The sequence below is a fragment of the Nostoc cf. edaphicum LEGE 07299 genome (assembly GCF_015207245.1).
In the GTDB taxonomy this organism is placed as follows: Bacteria; Cyanobacteriota; Cyanobacteriia; order Cyanobacteriales; family Nostocaceae; genus Nostoc; species Nostoc edaphicum_B.
This window is the reverse complement of sequence record NZ_JADEXF010000505.1, coordinates 1-4,199: the sequence shown is the minus strand read 5'-3', so window position 1 is coordinate 4,199 and position 4,199 is coordinate 1. Positions and strand designations below refer to the sequence as shown.

The window sequence follows — 4,199 nt, the reverse complement described above, 5'->3', positions numbered from 1 at the left end:
TCCCAATGCTACTTTACCTCTAGAAGCCCCTACGGTTTCTCGCCGCCACCCCACAATTGATACTGACGGACAAGGGCACTATATTCTCCGCGATTACAGTACCAATGGTGTCTTTGTGAATGGGCAAAAAGTCAATACCACTGCTTTGCTGTCGCCAAAACTAGTAATAAATTAAACTTTTCAAACATCCTCTAACTTGGGATGTGCAAGCTTTTCAAAATATAACTAGATAACTCACAAAAACCTTCCCCTTCGGCAGCAGTGGTAATGTAAGCGGGGTGATATTTCAATTGATTCACATATTCCAGGACATTTGCCACGCCTACAGAAATAGGAAAATAACGCCGATCGAATAAACTTTCATCATTGGGGCTATCGCCCACAGTAACAATTTGTTCTGATGAATACTGGGGCAAATATTCGCGCAATACCTGCAACAATCCCACGGCTTTATCTTGTCCTTGGGGTTGAATGTGACACTGCACGTTGCTATAGGTAAATCCCCAACCCATTTGTTGACAGAGATTATCTAGGGTTTGTAGTTCGTCTTGACTCAAACCAGCTACATAAAAAGTCCAATCGGTGACGCGAAAGCGATTATCAGCAGATTCTTGGATTTGGGGAAATTTAGTTTGTAAATTCTCAAAAGTTGTAGCCAAGTGCTGGCGATGTTGAACTAAATCAGGAATGGGTGTTAAGACTATTGGTTTCTGATTTCCAGGTGGAAAGAACAAACCGCCATTTTCTGCCATCGCACCTGCCACTGGCATCAAACTACTCAATCCACTTACCCACCCAGCAGAACGTCCGGTGACAATTAGTACTTTAATGTCAGCTGCGGCTAAATCCTCTAAAGCTTGTAGCAGTGCGGGAGTAAATTTTCCTCGTCTAGTTAAGGTGCCATCCATATCTGTGGCTATCAGACGAATATTGTTAAAGCTTGTAGATGAAACCTCAGATAGGGGAGAGAGGCTCAAATGTCTGGACATATAAGGTTTGTAAAAGGCTGTAAAAAATATTAATCATACAGCAAGATGACCTTGAAGATTTGGGCATCCTAAACATCAGGAGTCAAGTTGTTCAGTTTCCCACCATGTCCACTTCAATGTTTCTTGCCCAATCCTCTGGGAAAAAGGTTACTAAAAAGGCATCCCAGGAAGTGCCAGCAAGTAATCCTCAAATACCACCATTATTGTTGGTAACTTCTGGAGGACTGGCTTTAGTAGTGATTGCTTTGATTGTGTTTAGTAAACTCCAGATGGATAAGCTGGAGAAAAAACTTAAGTTTGAGCAATTCCGTGCCAGAGAACTAGAGAAAAAGTTTAAGCTGGCGCTGGAAACAATTCGCAAAATGGAAACTAATCCCGATTTGGTGAACTCACGGGACTTTAACCTGGATTATCTGCGGATGCGGATGTCAGAGGAGGTGTTTCACTTTGCAATTCTTAATCAAATAAAGATTCAGATCAAAGAAAAAATTTCTCAAGCCCTGCGTCCAAGTCAAGCACAACTTGGATCGGTTGGAATTGCTAATAGCGCTGGACGGCAAGTAGATGAAATTTTTGATGTCGAGTATGAGACTGGTAGTCCAGGAAATTCTGCTAAACGGGTGCTGTTTCGGATTCAAATTAAGTTAATGAAGTTACCGACGCAAGCAACTTCTGCGACTATTAGTCAAATTATTGATTGTATAGAAACTTATTTAAGCCCTATAGAAGACGAAGATAGTTGGCAACCAATAATTCAAGGTCGGCTTGCTACCATGCATTGGGATCAAAAGGCTAAACCTACGCCTCTACTAGTACTGGAACAATCGAATGAAGGGGTGAATGTAACTTTTCGTACTAGTCGCCAACCAAATACTCCAACTCCGCCAAAGTCACCTGGAATTAAAAAATCAGGCTCGGCTAGACAATAAATTGTGACAACTCTCACCGCTAATTGCAAGCAATGTAGCAGGAGCATCTCAAATTCACAAATGAGACTTTCTTTCTGCTTCACAGGCTGACTACTGTCTAAGCATCCACAGGCAGGAATCAGTAGTCCAACCGACCCACGTTTTAAAATATTTTGTGCGCTGTTGTGCTCACGATCTAGACTGCATCCACAATTTGGGCAGTTATGCCATCTTTCATGCAGTCTTTTTGAAACTTTCACGTCACAGCTAGAACGGCTTGGTTTCCTGCTCAAGCGGCATAAATATCAATGAAAAATTTACAGCAGGAATTATTGTAATTGATTGCGGAATTGACGAATACTCAAAAATGTTAAAATCACCGCAAAACCTATTAAAACTAATACCTGAAACCACAATATTTGGATACCAACACCTTTGAGTAAAACTGCCCGACAAACTTCAACAAAATAACGTAATGGGTCTAAATAACTAAGCAATTGAATAAAGTAAGGCATAGTAGAAGTAGGACTAGGCGCACCAGAAAGAAGAATCAAGCATGGGATAATAAAGAAAGCCAATAATTGTGCTTGTTGTTCACTTTTGGCAAATGCTCCTAAAAATATGCCAATACTAATACTCACCCAAAAATACAATACTGCTATGCACAGAAATTCTGGAAAGTTACCTTGAAATGGGAGATTAAAAACTATTTTTCCTACGGTTAAAGCAACGAAAACATCAAATGTGAGTAATAGTAAAAGTGGAGCAATTTTAGCGAGAATGATTTCTGTACTAGAAGCTGGTGTCATCAGTAATTGTTCTAGCGTACCTACTTCTTTTTCACGCACGACTAGGGATGATGCAGCCTGAGAACCAACCACCGTCAGTAATACACCAATCATCCCAGGAACGATAAACCAAGCACTTTTTAATCCTGGATTGTAGAGGATAGAAGTTTGAATTTGGGCTTGTCGAGATTGTAATTTTGATGATGGTTGTTGTAAATAGCGGGAATTATAATCATTAATTAATTCATTAATATAACTAGAAGCAATCCGGGCTGTATTAGCGTCTACAGCATCATATAAAACTTGTACTGAAGCTGTATTTTTACGAACAACATCATTAGTAAATTCGGTGGGAATCACAATTCCAACGGATAATTCACCAACCGCTAAACTATCTATCATTGATTGCTGATTAACATAGTTATCATTAACTACAAAAGCATTTGCTTGATGAAAAACCTCAATAAATTCCCGTGAAGCATTACTCTTGCTATAGTCGGTAATTCCAATTTTTAGATTATGGAGATTAGGATTAAATGCAAAACCAAATAAGAGTAATAAGACAGTAGGCGAAACAACAATTGTAAAAACTAATTGGCGATTACGTAGCAGTTGGAAGACTTCTTTGCAAAATAGCGCCCACAATCGACTACCAAAAATGCTGTCTAATAAGTTAGTAAATATTGTTAACATTTAAGTCTCCACTTGCATTTTTTGTAGTTTATTCCATGCCAGGAAAAAAAAGATCATAGCTAGCAATCCTAAAGCTACTACCGCATACCAAATCGCAGACCAACCCATACCTCTAACGAAGGCATCACGTGTCAGCAAAATATAATATCGAGATGGAACAATATTAGATATCCAGCGCAAAGCAAAAGGAATATTAGCAATGGGGTAGATAAAGCCAGACATTAACAGTGATAAAAGAAATGCAGAAATATTCACTGCTTCAATGACAACGCTTTGTGATTGAACATTGCTACCGATAAAAATACCCCAAAAAACACCACAAGCAATATATAGTGTGGAACCAACTAATAAAGGAGTGGGATCGCCTACGAACCTCAAACCAAATATAACTTGAGCGATCGCATTAACTAAAACAACCTCTACCATACCTACTAACCAATAGGCCGTTGCTTTGCCCAATAGGTACTCTATGCTGGTGAGGCTAGAGGCATAAACTTGGACAATTGTACCTTGCTCTCGTTCTCTGGCTGTTGCTAAACCGGCTAGTAATGGTGGAAATAACGTTAAAGCGATCGCGATCGCACCAGGGCCAATATATTGTAAATTTTTTAAGCCAGGGTTATACCAAAAACGCGATCGCACATCCAGCGCCACAGGAGGGGGTTGATTGTGCAGATTTCCAACAAAAGCATTGGTAACAGCTTTAGCATAACCCCTGGCAATATTAGCGGTATTGGCATCGCTACCATCAATTAAGGCTTGGACTGTGGCGATACTTCCTCGCCTTAGTAAGTCACGGGAAAAATCAGGAGGGATAATTA

5 protein-coding genes are annotated in these 4,199 nt (G+C 39.9%); 2 read left to right on the top strand and 3 right to left on the bottom strand.

Features of this window, described 5'->3' with window-relative positions; all coding sequences use genetic code 11:
- Positions 1–175: FHA domain-containing protein (locus tag IQ229_RS15705; RefSeq protein ID WP_194045171.1), on the top strand; the 175-nt coding region annotated here is incomplete at its 5' end.
- 16 nt (positions 176–191) lie between these two features.
- On the opposite strand, the gene IQ229_RS15700 is transcribed toward IQ229_RS15705, so the two are convergent.
- Positions 192–989 carry an HAD family hydrolase gene (locus IQ229_RS15700; RefSeq protein ID WP_194045169.1) on the bottom strand — a complete coding sequence of 266 codons (798 nt, stop codon included), beginning with the start codon at positions 987–989 and terminating at the stop codon, positions 192–194.
- 104 nt (positions 990–1,093) lie between these two features.
- On the opposite strand from IQ229_RS15700, the gene IQ229_RS15695 reads away from it, so the two are divergent.
- The gene (locus IQ229_RS15695) at positions 1,094–1,918 is read left to right on the top strand and encodes a hypothetical protein (RefSeq protein WP_194045168.1); all 825 of its coding nucleotides are present in this window, start codon (positions 1,094–1,096) and stop codon (positions 1,916–1,918) included.
- Between the two features lie 308 nt (positions 1,919–2,226).
- On the opposite strand, the gene IQ229_RS15685 is transcribed toward IQ229_RS15695, so the two are convergent.
- Together IQ229_RS15685 and IQ229_RS15680 are read right to left on the bottom strand one after the other, a co-directional pair.
- A complete protein-coding gene (locus tag IQ229_RS15685; RefSeq protein WP_194045166.1) occupies positions 2,227–3,378 on the bottom strand; it encodes an ABC transporter permease in 1,152 nt (383 codons plus the stop codon).
- Positions 3,379–4,199: ABC transporter permease (locus IQ229_RS15680; protein ID WP_194045164.1), on the bottom strand; the 821-nt coding region annotated here is incomplete at its 5' end.